Genomic DNA, 12,244 nt, shown 5'->3' on the forward strand with positions numbered 1-12,244 from the left:
TGAACAAAATAATATGTGAGAGAATAGAAGATTATCTGCAAGTAGTATGATTATATCAGCTTTAATAAACGAGAAGAAAGCACTAACTTCGAGCATTTGTATGTCCATATAACTTTAATTATTAACATATATAGAAATAAATATGAAAGCAATTCAACATAAGTATTTCGGTACTTTAAACCTTGAAATCGATGATAATGTAGCTGTAATTTGGGAGAAAGAAATTAATGGCATTCCGGTTTGGCTGTGGTATGGTAATAACGGAGAAATACCGGAGGCTTTGCTCGATAGCTATGCACAATTTCTTGACCATTTAGATGAAAAAATCAAGGAAGCTCGCCGTGCTATCATCGAATACTTAAACAATGATAGGTACTATATAGACTTTCATCTCGAAGAGTTGGAGTTAGATGCCTTACCAAGCGATGCTACAGACTTCGCAGATCAAATGAGCGTAACGAATATAGGCTTATGGACAGATAGTAATACTCCGCATATCACAATGGATTTTATGATTGATCCGGAGGTAAGCGACGAGATACTATGCGCAAAGTTCGGCGAAGATGGGAACATTGATATTGCTTGGGAAAGCTGAGGATCGAGAAAATTATGAATAAAAAATGTCTTTATACAGCAGAAACAGCAGTTCCAATAAGTATATGCGATAATAGAGCAGTAATTTCTTATCAAGATTGCGAAATAGAACTGAACTTCGAAACCGTTCCACCGCACGGAGATGAAATATACTTCATCAAAATCTCTAACTTAGGGCTTGCGCTTCCTTTCTGGATCTATGGACGCAATTTGATGTTTTTAGATAATCGCTATTTGATTGCTGAAGCTGTAAAGATAGGAACTTGGGATCCCATTAATAACGTTGTGATTAACCTTCTCACAGGGGAATACATTGACTTGCAGGAATGGTATCATCGCACATTAATCAAGAAAAAAGAGATAATACTTGAGAATGATTTCACCGGTAAAAGCCTTAGAATAAAAGATATTAGCTCCTTAGAATGGAAGAAAGAATAATGGAATAATAATTATTAGTGAAAAATGACAGCAGAGAAACATCAGATGGAACAACTAAATCTTAGTAATGAAGATAGAAAATACCTGGGGCTAACTCCGATTGGCGAGAACTGGGAAACAATGCGGATAAATGATAATACACTATACTTCGATGGTGATATTATTCGCAAAATGATTACGCATAATTACAGTGAAACTTGGGGATATTCCTATTCCGATTTAGAGGACTGCATAAAAGCGGGGTCAAATCTGCCGTATTTTGCTAAGAATAGCTGTGATTTAAGGAATCCGAAAAATACCAAGGATAAGGAAGAAATTTTTAAGCTATTCGGGCTTGATGCAAGTTTAGATTATCCAGGAAACTTGAATTTGGCTTGGAAAAAGTAGGTGATGATGGTGAAAGAATACAAAACTAAGACTTGGCAACATCTGCTGACCGGAGAAGATGGAAAAGCTACTCAAGAGGTAGATCTATCCGGCGTGAAAGAGCCTTATAAGCAAGCTGCAAATAATGAAGGCGGGAAGAAGTATTATAAGAAATTGATAGAGAAGGTAATAAATGGAAATTAAGACCATTTAAAGGAAAGAAAAATGAATCAATATCTACAAGAATACATAAAGCTAAAGAAGAACTTCGAAGAGTGCGACGGAAATAAAGCAAGTGTCGTCGCTCTATATGAATTTGCTGATAAGCTAGCAAAATGCTCTGAACAGGAAGCAAAGGAAGTGCTGGTCGATGTCTATCGCATCTTGGGCTTGATGAAAAGTGCGTTTCAGTTGTTCTCCGGCTTTGCTGATTTGAACGACCGCAAGCAGCATACTAAATACCTTACTCTGAAGAAGTTTTCTGATAGCCAGGGAGATAGATATCCTCTGCCTAAGCCACTTACCGAACTCGAACTTAAAGAAAGAGAAGCTAAATTAGCAAAAATACCTAAATTCCGCTATCATCCCGATCCCTTTGCAACAGAGGCTTTTGAAGAGGGCGAAGCCAAAACCTGTCCTTGTTGCGGAAAGCAAAGCACTATTTACTACAGCACAAGACCATACTGCATAGAAAATGTGGATAATCTCTGTCCGGAGTGCATTTCCAACGGGAAAGCTGCTGAGAAGTACAATGCTTTATTTATACAAGATGCTGATTGGAATGGCGAACCAGACAGAGAGAAAGAAGATGAATTATTCCACCGAACTCCCGGCTATATTAGTTGGCAGGGGGAATATTGGCTGTCTTGCTGCAACGATTACTGCGAATACCTTGGCTCAGTTGGCACTCAAGAACTGAAAGCTATGGACATAGCAGAGGAAGTCTTGGCTGAATATGAAGCGCGAAACGAGTATCCCGACGTAGCCGATTACTTAGTAAAAGATGGAAATTTGTGCGGATATTTGTTCCGTTGCCTGCACTGCGGAAAACACCATTTATGGGTAGATGCCGATTAGCCAAATTCACGAGATAAGTCAAATATAGCAAAGGAAAAACGATGGCAATTGATGGTGTTTCAATAATTGATAGCGACAGCGCTTATGATACTTATAACATAGTAGCGGATATTTTAGAAGATGAAAACACACCCGAGAGTTGACTTTTGATAAAAACTGATGAGACGAAATAGCGACCGATCCAAAAATAATCTAATATCTTTGTAATCGCCTATAAAGTTGAAATAATAAATTAATAACAAAGGAATAAACAATGAAAAAGACAATAACTATTTTAGGCAAAAAATTCACTCTCAATGACGATGAAGAGTATCAAGGTAAGATAAGCATCTGGGGCAGAGAAACCGAGGTGTGGATAGAAACGGAATTAGAAGATGACTACGAGAACAATATCATTGAAAGAATCAATTGGCTGAACGAAAATCGCGATGCCGTCATTTCCGCTTTTATGAAAGATAATGACCATTACGTCGATGTGATAAATAAAATGATAGAAAGCGGTGAGTTCAAAGCGGATAAACCAATAACAGAAGAAGATTATGCAAATGCCCTGTTCGTGCGCTATTTGAACATCATAGAAAGTGGCGACGAAACAGAGATCTCGCTTGATTTAGATGCCGAACCTGATTACCTCTTAGGGCATTTAGCTTTTATGGAAATTAGCAGCGATTACGAAGTAGAATGTGGCGGAATTAACGGATAAGGAGCTTAAAAATGACCTCAGAATTATACGTAAAAAAAGCAGCCCTTTGGTCTTCCAAGGGCGAATTTGAGAAAGCGGTAGAAAGTATGAACACAGTGCTCGAATTGGACGATGACACCGTCGCGATGACCGAAGCGCACTGCTTTTTGGGAGAGTACTATTTCATCAATCAAAACTATGAGCTTGCCAAGGAGCATTTGAAGTGGATATCAGATCGCTCAGAGGAGCTGGAAGCCGAGCACGACGACCTCTTGAACGACGAAATCACCACCGCAGATGTCCTGCTGAATATGATGGAAAAATTCAAGAAATAGGGGGAATACCTTTAATGTATAATAACAAGAAATGAATAATGATAAAAATCGGCGATCTCGGAACATTTGAATCTCTGCCACAAATACTGAATGACGTGTTGGAAGAAAATATTCCCGCCCTCGAACAGCACATCAAAGGTGGTTGGAAAGAGGGCGCATGCAGGAGGGCGTTATCCGCCCGATAGGAGAGGAGCCTGACGGATATGGTTTTCCGGGCTTTATGAGCACTTCCGACCATCGGATCTACGTGCTTTTATTCCGGGAGCACACGTCGCTGCCGGAAGGGAAGTACGACGTATCGCCCGCCGAGAAGGCGAAGTCGCTCACGCCGATAATCATACCGTAAAGGCGAACTATCCCAAACCGTTCGGCTTCGTCTGGGGCTATTTCGAGTGATGAGGATGTGTTTTTTATGTGAGTCTGGATAAAAAAGGTAGCACCCATCGATTGAAGCTACCTTTTCACCTTTTCTGATTTAAAACATGGTCGGTTCGCAAAAATATATTACTTTTGCATCTATAACACATGTTATATTACGGTCGTTATAGAATAGAATTATGCCAAAATCAACAGTAATAACGCAGGAAATGATCATCGAAACCGCTTTCGAGATGGTTCGAAAAGAAGGGTTTGGGGTGCTTTCTGCCCGAAACATTGCCAAGCAAATCGGTTGTTCCACGCAACCCATTTATTGGTGCTATAAGACGATGGACGAACTAAAAGCCGAAGTCTGCCAAAAAGTCCTTGCACACCTAAAAAACCGTATGTGCAGTTACCGAAAAACGGGCAATGTCTTTTTGGATTTAGGCTTGGGTTATGTACGGATGGCTCACACCGAACCGGCACTCTTCAAAGCGATTTATATCGACAATATCACGAATGTAAAACTTGCCGATATTTTCCCCGAAAATCAGGAAATCGTGGAATTGATGAAAAGCTCGGAAGAATACCGACAACTATCCGAAGAGGAAGCAAAAAACAGCATTGCCAAGGCGTGGATGTTGGTACACGGCATCGCCTCGCTGGTGGCTACGGGAATGTTTGTGTACGATGAAGAGAAGATTTTGGAGATTATAAGTAAATAGACAGGAATGATATGGAACACAAGACTATAGAAAATAATGGAAATATCGTTCATTATTACGTGAGTGGAAAAGAGAGCGGGGAAGCAATTGTCTTTCTGCATCCTGCTTTTGGCGATCACAGATGTTTTGATAAACAGATCGATTTTTTCTCCCGCGATTATCAGGTAATCACGCTTGATATGTTAGGACACGGTTTGACGGGTGTAGGGAAATCGAAAGATAAGCTAACTGCCACTGCCACGCATATTGCGGAAATTCTCAAAGTCGAGAATAAAGACAAGCTGCATATTATTGGTGTTTCCCTTGGCTCATTGCTTGCGCAAGATTTTGCACTAAAATATCCTGATAAAATATTATCTCTAACAGCTCTCGGCGGCTATAATATCAATAAGGAGCAGAAAGAAATTGCCAAAGCACAGGGCAAAGAAATTTTTAAATGGCTGTTCAAAATGATTTTTTCAATGGATGCGTTTCGGAGATATGTGGGGAAAGTTTCTACAATTAATCCGGCGGAGCAAATCCGATTTTATGAAAGTGCGAAACATTTTTCGAGAAGATCATTTTCTGTTATGTCGGGATTAAACAAGTTGATAGCTAACAGGAGTGTTCAAAGGAGCTTTCCAGTATTAATTTTGGTAGGCGAGAAAGATAATGGAGTAGCAATAAAAGCGGCTAAAGAGTGGTACAAGAACGAACAGAAAAATTCTAATCTTGTCATAATTAAAAACGCAGGGCATTGTGCTAATATGGATAATTCCAAGGAATTTAACAATATAATCGAGAGTTTTATAGCCGGAAAGACAATAAACAGTAACTCCAAGAATCAATAAAATGAACACCAAATCAAAAACTTTCAGAAATGTCGCCCTGTTTAGCTTGGTGGCTATCGCTTGCGGTTGGGTGGGCGTCGGGGTGGATAAATTGCTTGGTGAGCCCTCGAATTTAGAATCGCTCGGGGCGTTGATTTTTATCGCCACACCACTTTTGTGTATGCTTTTGCTTCGCCTTTTCGGTGGCGACGGCTGGAAAGACCTTTCGCTGAAACCGAATTTCAAACAAAATACCCTTTGGTATCTGTTTGCCTTTGCGGTTTATCCGGTGGTAATTGGTATAACGCTGTTTGTTGGAAAGTCGTTGGGTTGGGTGGAGGTGGGCAAGTTTAGTTTTGCAGCGTATTTGCCTGTTTTCGCCACCGCTTTCTTGCCCGAATTTATCAAAAACATCTTCGAAGAATCGGTTTGGCGAGGCTATCTTACTGTAAAAATGGAGCAACTTACCCAAAACGAATGGTTGATTTATCTGGTGGTGGCACTCGTGTGGCAAGCTTGGCACGCTCCTTATTATTTAGTGTTTTTGGAAGACGGCTACTTGTCGCAGTTCTTCCCTTACAGCGGACTTTGGCTTTTCGTTTATGGTTTTGTGGTAGTCGGGATTTGGACGATAATGTACACCGAAGTCTTTTTCCTTTCGCGCTCGCTTTGGTTAGTCGTTTTGATGCACACGATGGAAGACGCCCTCAATCCGCTCATTGCCGAAGGTTTTGCCGTTGTTTCGCCCAACAAAACGCTACTCATTTCGCCAACTTTCGGACTCATCCCTCTGCTGATGTATCTGGCGATAGGCTTATATTTAAGAAAAATACGGAAAAGTAAGAATAATTAATTTCAAATAAATTGATTGTAAAACTAAAATTTCAACAATATGAACACAAACAAAAAGGTGCCCGCAGATGCTACCTGCTGGGACAAAATTTTCCCGAAAAGCGATAAAGTAGAACATAAAAAAGTAACGTTCAGAAACCGCTACGGCATCTCACTTGTCGGCGATTTGTATTTTCCGAAAAACAGCGAAGACACGAAACTTGCAGCTCTTGCCGTGTGCGGTGGATTCGGAGCTGTAAAGGAGCAAGCCTCCGGATTTTACGCCCAGACGATGGCGGAAAGAGGCTTTGTAACCTTGGCTTTCGACCCTTCCTATACGGGCGAAAGCGGTGGCGAACCTCGCAATGTGGCCTCGCCCGACATCAACACCGAAGACTTTTCGGCTGCGGTCGATTGCTTGGGGCTTCAACCCTTTGTCGACAGAGAAAAAATAGGACTTATCGGCATCTGCGGTTGGGGCGGATTTGCCCTGAACGCTACGGCTATCGACACGCGAATAAAGGCGGTAGCGACGATGGTAATGTACGATATGTCCCGCGTCTTCAGCAAAGGATATTTCGACGGCAACACACCCGAAATGCGTCTGAAAATGAAGCGCTCGCTCAATGCGCTTCGTTGGACGGATGCCGAAACCGGAACACCCGCTCCGGGCTATCCGATGCCGGACGCTCCTTCCGAGAAAGTTCCTCAATTCCTGAACGACTATATCGAGTTTTACAAAACTCCGAGAGGTTTCCACGAGCGTTCGGTTTCCAATCAGGTTTGGACAGCTACTACGCTGCTTTCGTTCCTAAATTTTCCATTGCTGTCGTATGTCCACGAAATCGATGTCCCGACCCTTATCGTTGCCGGAGAAAACGCCCATTCCCGCTATATGAGCGAAGATGCTTACCAATCCGTAGGGAGCGAAAAGAAGGAACTGCTCATCATTCCCAATGCCCGCCACACGGACTTTTACGACAATCAGGCAGGTATGATTCCCTTTGATAAGCTGGAAACGTTCTTTAAGGAGAATTTATAGCAGTCCAAAAATCATAAAAAACATAAGCCCGTAACCTTCCCCCCCTGTAGATACGCAATTTATTGCGTATCTACACACACAACCTGTAATCCGTAATTTCAATTCCTCTACACAATCGAAAAACAACATCGTCGCCCACAATTAAAAAAGGAACAAAATACATTGTCCCATATTTGTGAAATCTCGAAAAACATGGAAAAGTTTGTAACTTTGCCCTAAAATTTTGCTTCTTGCATCCGCTTTTGAACATACGAAAATACTATAAACCTCTTCAGCCAACGATTACTCAATCGGCTGAGAATGTTTTGTATACGGAAGGAGCTCCTGACATAAGTTTATTGCCTTTTATTTACTGTTATTGGCAACTCAAAACGAGAATGCGGCTTGCTGATTCCTATCTTTATAGAGTAATTTCCGACGGTTGTATCGATGCCTTTTTTGAGTTGAATAATCCCGAAGAAAGTTATGTGATGGGGTTTTGTAAAAGCTATATGGAATTCCCTTTGGGTAAACAATTTAACTATGTAGGAATACGCTTTTTACCTTCTGCCTTTCCGTTGTTTTTCAGACAAAATGCCGGAGAGCTGAGTAATATCGATATACGCTTGAATTTGGTTTTATCTGATTTAGCGACATCTATTTCTCATAAATTCAACAATTTGCAAAGCTTCCAACAAATCAAAAACAAACTGGATATACTTTTAATCAAATATTTAGAAAAAGCTAATCTTAGTCTGGATAACCGATTTTCCAAAGCACTTGAAATTATTCTAAAATCACAGGGTCATGTACAGATTTTAACGGATTTAGACACAGGAATTAGCCCCCGTCACCTACGTCGATTATTTGAGTTTTACATCGGCGATACCGCAAAAACTTTTAGTCAAGTAGTCCGTTTTCAGTCTTTTTTAAATACAGCCCCCTCACTGCAAGCCCTTCAAAAAAACAAATTATTTTATGATATGGGCTATTACGACCAATCGCACTTTATCAAAGAATTTAAAACGTTTTATGGCATAACGCCATATAAGGCATCCGTGAAGTGATTTGTCCCTTTTTTCCTATTTTAGTCTCACTTCTCGCCATAATTTTGCAGAAAATTAAACTTAGACGAAATGAAACTTAACGCAGGAATTATCACCGAAAAATTGGTAGAAACCAAAGCCTTTTATACCGAAGTTTTAAACTTTGGTGTAACTTTCGAGAACGAATTTTATCTTTTGCTTCACACACCCAACCGAGAAGCAGAAATCAGTTTTTTACTTCCGAACCATCCAAGCCAACAACCTCTTTTTCAACAACCCTTCCAAAACCAAGGCGTCTATTTAACCCTTGAAGTCGAGAATGTGGATGATGTTTATAAGCAACTAAAAGCTAAAAATATACTTATAGAGATCGAGCTGCGAAATGAACCTTGGGGCGACCGCCATTTCGCCATCAAAGACCCCAATGGGATTGGTATTGATATAGTAACCTACACGGAGCCTGAAAAATAATCAATACTGCTGCCCAAAAACAGCATCACTGCCTACGATAGATAAATAAGGAGCAAAGTAATTTGTTCCTTTTTTCTGTGAAATCTCGAAAAACATAGAGAAATTTCTAACTTTGCGAAAAGCATCTTAAATGGCGGCTACAAAATACCAAATTATTAAACCCAACGCATTTTTACGGAAATATATAGAGCATTTTTGGGCGGCGGAGACCGAGGAATATTTCCGGTACATTTCGCCTGCGTCCACGCTTACCGATTTGGTTTTCTTTTGTGAAGGGACAGTGAAAAACACTCAAAATCGGGAAGAATTATCCGAAAGTGGAATGATTTTCGGTCAAAAAACTGTATTTGATAATTATGAGGCTGTTTTTCCCAAAGCCAAACTTTTTGGAGTTCGGGTGCGTCCATCTGTTTTTCTGTTGACTCACAACATCCCTGCAACAGTATTGAGTGGGCAACGCATCTCTTTGCAGGATTTGTTCAGTTATGAGGGCAAACTACTTACAGAAAAAATGCTCAATTCCAAAACATTGACTGAAGCTGTAAGCCTTTTTTCAAACTTTTTGATGCAAAAAGCAACGGACTTGCCTATGAAATATCAATCTATCGAAAAATGGTTATCAAAAACCAATTTCCTAAGCCCCGATATTTCTACTAAAGATATTTGCCTTTCTCAACGGCAATTTGAACGAAATTTTAAGGAGTTTACAGGTTTCTCTTTGCGGAAATATATCAAAATCAAACGATTTGAACAAGTATTTCGATATTTACAACATACTAAAAATAAAGAAAACCTCACCGAAATCGCCTACCGATTCGGCTACTACGACCAGGCGCATTTCAATCGAAATTTCAAGGAGTTTACGAACCTTTCGCCTTTGCAATTATTTCAGAAAATCTAAAAAGTCGTTTCGGTACAATCCAATTTTGCAGATAATATGCAATTTTGCAAAAAAATAAAAATATAATTAGTTTTCGTATATTCTTATTTTAGAAGCTGTTGTAAGAAAATCGACATCACTAAAATTAAATAACAAAATAGATAATTTCAATTATGGAAAGAAAAGAAATTCCTCATTACAACAAGGTAAATCCTTTCGTAATTATAAAAGGAGGTGCTGCCAAGTTTATATACTTTGTTGAAAAGGTATTTGATGGGAAGGAGAATAAACAAGTAAGAACTCCTGATAGAGATGGGACACTGATTCACGCAGAAATCCAAATTGGAGATTCAATGATTCTATTGGCTGACTCAAAAGAAGACTGGCCTTTTACACCTGCATTTCTGCAAATTTATGTTGATAATGCACAACAAATTCTCGAAAAAGCCAAAACAGAAAAAGCAGAAATTATTACAGAATTGAGCGACTTTTACAATGGGCTAAAATTAGCGAGATTAAAAGACCCATTTGGTAACATTTGGTGGCTATATGAAAAAGTTGCAAATAAACCTTCTGAGAATAAATCTAATACTGATTGGCATAATAGTAAGCCAAGCGATATCTATACGACATTAATGAATGCGATGAAGAATCTAAAATAAAACAGCGAGCCGCTATATGCGGTATAGCCAGCAAGAATCTCAAAGGAATGAGAAGCCCTCCTTTCGTATCAATTTTTCGTTAAAACAATAACAAGCGACAATCTGACTCAATTTGCCTTACAATATGATTATTATGATCGGACTTATTTCAATCGAGCTTTTAAAGAGTTTACGAACCTTTCGCCTTTGCAATTATTTCAGAAAATCTAAAAAGTCGTTTCGGTACAATTTCAGCACATAAATTCAGGGTAGTTTTGCCTCAATTTTTAATTTGTAGAAAAATGACTGAAAAAGTAAATATACCGCAAGGAAGCCACACCGTAAATGCTCTCATTGCTACGCAAGATACGCGTGCTTTAATTTCGTTTTTGGAGAAAGTCTTTGATGCCCAAGAAGATAAAAACGCTTTGGCAATCAGCCAATCCGACGGAAAGATTTTCAATAGCAGTGTAACCATTGGCGATACTACGATGATTATTTTCGACCGAAAAGAAGGTTGGAAACATACGCCTTCACTACTTCAAGTCTATGTGAATGATATATATAGAAAACTCGCAACCGCCAAATCGCTCGGAGCCATTGTTGTTACCCAGCCTACCGATTTCTACGGTGGGAAATTAGCTCGCTTCATCGACCCGCAAGGCAATTTATGGTGGCTTTTTGAACTGTTGGAGTACGATGAATCGGACTGGATTTCCGAGGAAACAACCGAAGAAACCGATGCTGTATGGACATTAGAACCTGATTCGGATATGACTTACATACACGATTCACTTGTAGAAGCAATGAAAAAACTCAATGATTTTCAATAACCTTGAATCCATATAAAAACGGCACAATCGAAAAATTAATATTGTAATCTACAAATATGTCTTTATAACTTATTTGTTCCCAGCAATTTTTTAAAACATAAAAAACATTGTACTTTTGTGGAAAAATACTGACAATGTTAAACGCACTTGATTTTCCTAAAATATATGCACATCCATTGATTTCTGGAAATGACCTTAAAAAGATTACACAGGCTCATTATAGGATTGAAATCAAAAAAGGAGAATACATCTTACGAGAGGGACAAACGGCTCGGGATTATATGATTTTGGAAAGTGGTATTGTTCAAAGTTTTGTGTATGATTACAACGGAAATAAAATTACGACCGATTTCTTTTGTGCAAATGAAATTATAGTGCAAGAGCTATCATTATTCAACCATCTGCCAAGTGCTGAAAGTATTGTCGCTTTAACCGATTGTGTGGCTTGGAGAATTGATTTTAAGGAGTTTCAGAAGTTGTATCATTCTCTTCCAGGCTATGCTGAGTGGGGGAGACTTTTTATGACCCAAAAGTTATTTCAAATAAAAAAACGCTCGCTTGAAATGATTACACTTCCTGCCAAAGACCGTTATTTACAATTTCTAAAAGATAAACCACAAGTGATTCAGAATGTACCTTTAAGGCAAATTGCCAGTTATTTAGGAATTACACATACTTCCTTAAGCCGGATTAGGAAAGAAGTTTCACTATAAGTTGGAAATGTTGCCATAAGGCAACATTTTTTTATTTTAAAGACACTACTTTTGTCCCAAAAATCAGAATAAAATGAAAGAACTTTTAGCAACTTATTACAAAGGTTTTGCGCAGAAAGCAAACTGGGAGCAAACTTTAGACGAAGATTTCGTTTTTATAATGAACGATGGAGAGCCTCTTTTGGGAAAACAGGCTTATGTAGAAATGTACAGAAATTTTTCCAAAAGCTATCAAACAATGCGAGTAAACCAAACGATAATAGAAGGAGATAATGCGTTTGTACTGGGAAACTACGATTGGATTTTGCCCGACGGAACTATACAAAGTGGTAATGTTGCCGAGATATGGAAAGCCGAAAACGAGCTTTTGAAAGAGCTGAAAATCTATTTTCATAAGTAGAAAACAGGCTTTAATGATAATC

The 12,244-nt window shown here is 39.1% G+C and carries 20 protein-coding genes; all 20 read left to right on the plus strand.

The features are described from left to right. The first annotated feature begins 142 nt into the window (after nucleotides 1-142). The 20 genes from EII41_RS10180 to EII41_RS10275 all read left to right on the plus strand — a co-directional run bounded on the left by EII41_RS10180 (nucleotide 143) and on the right by EII41_RS10275 (nucleotide 12,222). Nucleotides 143-595, plus strand: coding sequence for a DUF2004 domain-containing protein (locus EII41_RS10180; protein ID WP_124790509.1), 453 nt, complete (start codon nucleotides 143-145; stop codon nucleotides 593-595). Between the two features lie 14 nt (nucleotides 596-609). Further along, nucleotides 610-1,032, plus strand: a complete 423-nt coding sequence (locus tag EII41_RS10185; protein WP_221620719.1) for a hypothetical protein — start codon at nucleotides 610-612, stop codon at nucleotides 1,030-1,032. Between the two features lie 24 nt (nucleotides 1,033-1,056). After that, nucleotides 1,057-1,419: a hypothetical protein gene (locus EII41_RS10190; protein WP_124790510.1), complete on the plus strand. Its 363-nt coding sequence runs from the start codon at nucleotides 1,057-1,059 to the stop codon at nucleotides 1,417-1,419. A 3-nt stretch (nucleotides 1,420-1,422) separates the two neighbouring features. Further along, entirely contained in the window at nucleotides 1,423-1,602 is a 180-nt protein-coding gene (locus EII41_RS10195) for a hypothetical protein (protein WP_124790511.1), read from the plus strand. A 21-nt stretch (nucleotides 1,603-1,623) separates the two neighbouring features. Next, complete coding sequence (locus tag EII41_RS10200; RefSeq protein WP_124790512.1) at nucleotides 1,624-2,475, plus strand: CbrC family protein; 852 nt, start codon at nucleotides 1,624-1,626, stop codon at nucleotides 2,473-2,475. 253 nt (nucleotides 2,476-2,728) lie between these two features. Further along, nucleotides 2,729-3,178: a DUF2262 domain-containing protein gene (locus EII41_RS10205; protein ID WP_124790513.1), complete on the plus strand. Its 450-nt coding sequence runs from the start codon at nucleotides 2,729-2,731 to the stop codon at nucleotides 3,176-3,178. 11 nt (nucleotides 3,179-3,189) lie between these two features. Continuing rightward, the gene (locus EII41_RS10210; RefSeq protein ID WP_124790514.1) at nucleotides 3,190-3,492 is read left to right on the plus strand and encodes a hypothetical protein; all 303 of its coding nucleotides are present in this window, start codon (nucleotides 3,190-3,192) and stop codon (nucleotides 3,490-3,492) included. A 142-nt stretch (nucleotides 3,493-3,634) separates the two neighbouring features. Then, nucleotides 3,635-3,838: a hypothetical protein gene (locus tag EII41_RS10215; protein ID WP_124790515.1), complete on the plus strand. Its 204-nt coding sequence runs from the start codon at nucleotides 3,635-3,637 to the stop codon at nucleotides 3,836-3,838. A gap of 211 nt (nucleotides 3,839-4,049) precedes the next feature. Further along, nucleotides 4,050-4,577: a TetR/AcrR family transcriptional regulator gene (locus tag EII41_RS10220; RefSeq protein WP_124790516.1), complete on the plus strand. Its 528-nt coding sequence runs from the start codon at nucleotides 4,050-4,052 to the stop codon at nucleotides 4,575-4,577. A gap of 11 nt (nucleotides 4,578-4,588) precedes the next feature. Next, nucleotides 4,589-5,407: an alpha/beta fold hydrolase gene (locus tag EII41_RS10225; RefSeq protein ID WP_124790517.1), complete on the plus strand. Its 819-nt coding sequence runs from the start codon at nucleotides 4,589-4,591 to the stop codon at nucleotides 5,405-5,407. A 1-nt stretch (nucleotide 5,408) separates the two neighbouring features. After that, entirely contained in the window at nucleotides 5,409-6,239 is an 831-nt protein-coding gene (locus EII41_RS10230) for a CPBP family intramembrane glutamic endopeptidase (RefSeq protein ID WP_124790518.1), read from the plus strand. 39 nt (nucleotides 6,240-6,278) lie between these two features. Continuing rightward, nucleotides 6,279-7,259, plus strand: coding sequence for an alpha/beta hydrolase (locus EII41_RS10235; protein WP_124790519.1), 981 nt, complete (start codon nucleotides 6,279-6,281; stop codon nucleotides 7,257-7,259). A gap of 305 nt (nucleotides 7,260-7,564) precedes the next feature. Beyond that, nucleotides 7,565-8,305: a helix-turn-helix domain-containing protein gene (locus tag EII41_RS10240; RefSeq protein WP_317615873.1), complete on the plus strand. Its 741-nt coding sequence runs from the start codon at nucleotides 7,565-7,567 to the stop codon at nucleotides 8,303-8,305. 69 nt (nucleotides 8,306-8,374) lie between these two features. After that, nucleotides 8,375-8,755, plus strand: coding sequence for a VOC family protein (locus tag EII41_RS10245; RefSeq protein ID WP_124790521.1), 381 nt, complete (start codon nucleotides 8,375-8,377; stop codon nucleotides 8,753-8,755). A 130-nt stretch (nucleotides 8,756-8,885) separates the two neighbouring features. Further along, nucleotides 8,886-9,656 carry a helix-turn-helix domain-containing protein gene (locus tag EII41_RS10250; RefSeq protein WP_124790522.1) on the plus strand — a complete coding sequence of 257 codons (771 nt, stop codon included), beginning with the start codon at nucleotides 8,886-8,888 and terminating at the stop codon, nucleotides 9,654-9,656. A 152-nt stretch (nucleotides 9,657-9,808) separates the two neighbouring features. Beyond that, the gene (locus EII41_RS10255) at nucleotides 9,809-10,297 is read left to right on the plus strand and encodes a VOC family protein (protein ID WP_124790523.1); all 489 of its coding nucleotides are present in this window, start codon (nucleotides 9,809-9,811) and stop codon (nucleotides 10,295-10,297) included. Nucleotides 10,298-10,399: 102 nt separating this feature from the next. Beyond that, nucleotides 10,400-10,507, plus strand: a complete 108-nt coding sequence (locus tag EII41_RS14765) for an AraC family transcriptional regulator (RefSeq protein ID WP_400089611.1) — start codon at nucleotides 10,400-10,402, stop codon at nucleotides 10,505-10,507. Between the two features lie 71 nt (nucleotides 10,508-10,578). Continuing rightward, nucleotides 10,579-11,109, plus strand: a complete 531-nt coding sequence (locus EII41_RS10265) for a VOC family protein (RefSeq protein ID WP_124790524.1) — start codon at nucleotides 10,579-10,581, stop codon at nucleotides 11,107-11,109. A gap of 134 nt (nucleotides 11,110-11,243) precedes the next feature. Further along, nucleotides 11,244-11,822 carry a Crp/Fnr family transcriptional regulator gene (locus EII41_RS10270; RefSeq protein ID WP_124790525.1) on the plus strand — a complete coding sequence of 193 codons (579 nt, stop codon included), beginning with the start codon at nucleotides 11,244-11,246 and terminating at the stop codon, nucleotides 11,820-11,822. A 73-nt stretch (nucleotides 11,823-11,895) separates the two neighbouring features. Beyond that, the gene (locus tag EII41_RS10275) at nucleotides 11,896-12,222 is read left to right on the plus strand and encodes a nuclear transport factor 2 family protein (protein WP_124790526.1); all 327 of its coding nucleotides are present in this window, start codon (nucleotides 11,896-11,898) and stop codon (nucleotides 12,220-12,222) included. The last annotated feature ends 22 nt before the right edge of the window (nucleotides 12,223-12,244 follow it).

The sequence above is a fragment of the Tannerella forsythia genome (assembly GCF_003860135.1).
In the GTDB taxonomy this organism is placed as follows: Bacteria; Bacteroidota; Bacteroidia; order Bacteroidales; family Tannerellaceae; genus Tannerella; species Tannerella forsythia_A.

What these genes read in the sequence shown, in the direction of transcription:
- EII41_RS10180 (WP_124790509.1), top strand. Translation starts at nt 143, where the DNA reads ATGAAAGCAATTCAACATAAGTATTTCGGTACTTTAAACCTTGAAATC.
- EII41_RS10185 (WP_221620719.1), top strand. Translation starts at nt 610, where the DNA reads ATGAATAAAAAATGTCTTTATACAGCAGAAACAGCAGTTCCAATAAGT.
- EII41_RS10190 (WP_124790510.1), top strand. Translation starts at nt 1,057, where the DNA reads ATGACAGCAGAGAAACATCAGATGGAACAACTAAATCTTAGTAATGAA.
- EII41_RS10195 (WP_124790511.1), top strand. Translation starts at nt 1,423, where the DNA reads ATGATGGTGAAAGAATACAAAACTAAGACTTGGCAACATCTGCTGACC.
- EII41_RS10200 (WP_124790512.1), top strand. Translation starts at nt 1,624, where the DNA reads ATGAATCAATATCTACAAGAATACATAAAGCTAAAGAAGAACTTCGAA.
- EII41_RS10205 (WP_124790513.1), top strand. Translation starts at nt 2,729, where the DNA reads ATGAAAAAGACAATAACTATTTTAGGCAAAAAATTCACTCTCAATGAC.
- EII41_RS10210 (WP_124790514.1), top strand. Translation starts at nt 3,190, where the DNA reads ATGACCTCAGAATTATACGTAAAAAAAGCAGCCCTTTGGTCTTCCAAG.
- EII41_RS10220 (WP_124790516.1), top strand. Translation starts at nt 4,050, where the DNA reads ATGCCAAAATCAACAGTAATAACGCAGGAAATGATCATCGAAACCGCT.
- EII41_RS10225 (WP_124790517.1), top strand. Translation starts at nt 4,589, where the DNA reads ATGGAACACAAGACTATAGAAAATAATGGAAATATCGTTCATTATTAC.
- EII41_RS10230 (WP_124790518.1), top strand. Translation starts at nt 5,409, where the DNA reads ATGAACACCAAATCAAAAACTTTCAGAAATGTCGCCCTGTTTAGCTTG.
- EII41_RS10235 (WP_124790519.1), top strand. Translation starts at nt 6,279, where the DNA reads ATGAACACAAACAAAAAGGTGCCCGCAGATGCTACCTGCTGGGACAAA.
- EII41_RS10245 (WP_124790521.1), top strand. Translation starts at nt 8,375, where the DNA reads ATGAAACTTAACGCAGGAATTATCACCGAAAAATTGGTAGAAACCAAA.
- EII41_RS10250 (WP_124790522.1), top strand. Translation starts at nt 8,886, where the DNA reads ATGGCGGCTACAAAATACCAAATTATTAAACCCAACGCATTTTTACGG.
- EII41_RS10255 (WP_124790523.1), top strand. Translation starts at nt 9,809, where the DNA reads ATGGAAAGAAAAGAAATTCCTCATTACAACAAGGTAAATCCTTTCGTA.
- EII41_RS10265 (WP_124790524.1), top strand. Translation starts at nt 10,579, where the DNA reads ATGACTGAAAAAGTAAATATACCGCAAGGAAGCCACACCGTAAATGCT.
- EII41_RS10270 (WP_124790525.1), top strand. Translation starts at nt 11,244, where the DNA reads ATGTTAAACGCACTTGATTTTCCTAAAATATATGCACATCCATTGATT.
- EII41_RS10275 (WP_124790526.1), top strand. Translation starts at nt 11,896, where the DNA reads ATGAAAGAACTTTTAGCAACTTATTACAAAGGTTTTGCGCAGAAAGCA.